This window comes from Gilvimarinus polysaccharolyticus (assembly GCF_001187555.1).
In the GTDB taxonomy this organism is placed as follows: Bacteria; Pseudomonadota; Gammaproteobacteria; order Pseudomonadales; family Cellvibrionaceae; genus Gilvimarinus; species Gilvimarinus polysaccharolyticus.
In genome coordinates, this window is the sequence record NZ_LFIJ01000005.1 from 1 (window position 1) to 2,286 (window position 2,286).

General features: G+C 57.9%; 2 protein-coding genes. Both read left to right on the top strand.

What is annotated here, in order from left to right:
• Positions 1 to 515 (top strand): OmpA family protein (locus GILYN3_RS16370; RefSeq protein WP_157484972.1); only part of this gene is annotated, 515 nt, incomplete at its 5' end.
• Between the two features lie 98 nt (positions 516 to 613).
• Positions 614 to 2,275 carry a ShlB/FhaC/HecB family hemolysin secretion/activation protein gene (locus tag GILYN3_RS16375; RefSeq protein ID WP_049721335.1) on the top strand — a complete coding sequence of 554 codons (1,662 nt, stop codon included), beginning with the start codon at positions 614 to 616 and terminating at the stop codon, positions 2,273 to 2,275.
• Positions 2,276 to 2,286: the final 11 nt, after the last annotated feature.

Consider the following 2,286-nt stretch of genomic DNA (forward strand, 5'->3'; position numbering starts at 1 on the left):
CCCAACTGCCTGCACGGGAAGCACTGGGTCGCCAAGATCGCGCCAACCTCTTTGAAGGCCGCGATTTGCTGACCGGTGAGCTGGACGACATATCGCTTGGCGTATACCAAGACGGCGTGCGTGTGCCGGCGGCGGTTCTGGCCGAGTTTGGTCTACCTATGCCGCGCGCGGTGTTGTTTGCCAACAACAGCGATACCGTCGAGCCCGAATACGTAGAGATGCTGGAAAAATTTGTGGCTAAGCTCGCGCAATATCCCGAGTTTAACCTCTTAGTAGAAGGCCACACCTCGCACACCGGTCCGCGCTTGCTCAACGAAAAGCTCGCCCGTAAACGCGCTATGGCGGTGTACAACATACTGGTCGAGTTGGGTGTAGAGCCTGCGCGACTGGGTACCAAAGGCTTTAGCTGGACGCGCCCGATTGCCGACAACAGCACCCTAGAGGGGCAAGCGTTAAACCGTCGTACCGAGATCACGCCGGATAAGCCCAGCGCCGATCAAGACGCCAGCGAGTAACACCACAACCGACAAGCGGCGCCGCGCCATAAACCGTAGGGCGCCGCTTAACCCCGTATTTAACCGCGTATAAAACGCGATGGAGAGGAACGCGTAACATGAAGTTACCCCTTATATTGAAGCTAACGCCGCTGGCCGTGTTAATCCCCCACCTGGTGTTTGCCCAAGCCGTACCCAATGCCGGTACCTTTATTCGGCAGCTAGAAAACGAGCCCGGCGTACAGGCCGAGCCCAACAACGCCGATATCAGCCTGCCGCAACAACAAGCCCAACCCGCGCCCGCCGAAGGCGGCCCCAGCGTCTTGGTCAATGCCTTTGAAGTGACCGGCGCCGAGATCTTTACCGCCGATGAGCTCACCGCATTAGTGGCCGACCTTGCCGGTAAAACCCTCACCTTGGGTGAACTGCAAGAAGCCAGCAACCGCATTACCCGCTACTACCGCGAGCGCGGCTTCTTTTTAACGCGCGCCTACTTGCCGCAACAAGATGTAAACGACGGCGTTGTCACCATCGACGTGCTTGAAGGTCGGTTGGGTAAAGTCGCCTTAAACAACGACGCCCATACCCGCGACTTCGTGCTCAAGCGTCCGTTCCGCGCATTAAACGCCAACCAAATGCTCAGCGCCTCCGACCTAGAAACCCCGCTGCTGCGCTTGTCGGACTTGCCTGGCATAGATGTCACCACCACCCTCGTACCCGGTGAAGAAGTTGGCACCAGTGACCTGCAAGTGGATGTTAGCCAAGGCCCATGGGTCAACGGCACCGTCGAGCTCGACAATTACGGCAACGAATCCACCGGTGAATACCGCCTAGGCGCCAGCGTGCAAGTCAACAGCCCATTAGGCTTAGGCGACCGCTTTGATCTGAGAGCCCTTGGCTCCGATGAAGAACAAGTGTTCTTCCGCGCCCAATACCAACTGCCCGTTGGCCCTTGGGCCACCGAGCTGGGTGTGGCTTACTCCGACATGGACTACACCTTGGGCGGCAACTTTGACGAGCTAGACGCCACCGGTAATGCGCGCATTACCACCGCGTTTGTAAAACAATCGTTAATCCGTACCCGCAGCGCCAACCTAAACGTGCAGCTGCAGTACGACAGCAAAGAGCTCGAAGACAAAATTGGTGCCTTTGCCAGCCACAGCGACAAAGACTCTGAGCTGTACACCCTAAGCATCAATGGCGATTGGCGCGACCAGTGGTTGGGTGGTGGTATCACCCAAGCCTCGCTGGCCTATACCAAAGGCGAGCTAAACATCAACAGCTACCTCGACCAAGTCATCGACACCGTGACCGCACAAACCGCGGGTGACTTTGAGCGCTGGACCCCCTCGCTGATGCGTTTGCAAAACCTCGGCGGTAACTGGAGCCTACACGCGCAAATCCACGGCCAGTTTGCCGATAAAAACCTCGACTCGTCCGAGAAATTTAGCCTAGGCGGCGCCTACGGTGTACGCGCTTACGCCCAAGGCGAAGCCAGCGGCGATGAAGGCTACCTGGCCAACGTCGAAGTGCGCTACGACCTAAACAGCCAGTGGCAAGCGTTTGCACTGCTCGATCACGGTCAAGTCGACATCAACAAAAGCCCGTGGGACGCCAGCGTCGACAACAGCCGCAGCTTAACGGGAGCGGGTATTGGGGCGCGTTACAACAACCGCGCGTGGAGCGCCAGCGCCACAGCCGCCGCACCTATCGGCAGTGAAGATATCCACGGCGATGACGACGATGTGCGTTTGTTTGCGCGGGTAGCGTGGAAGTTTTAAGTTGAGCTAAA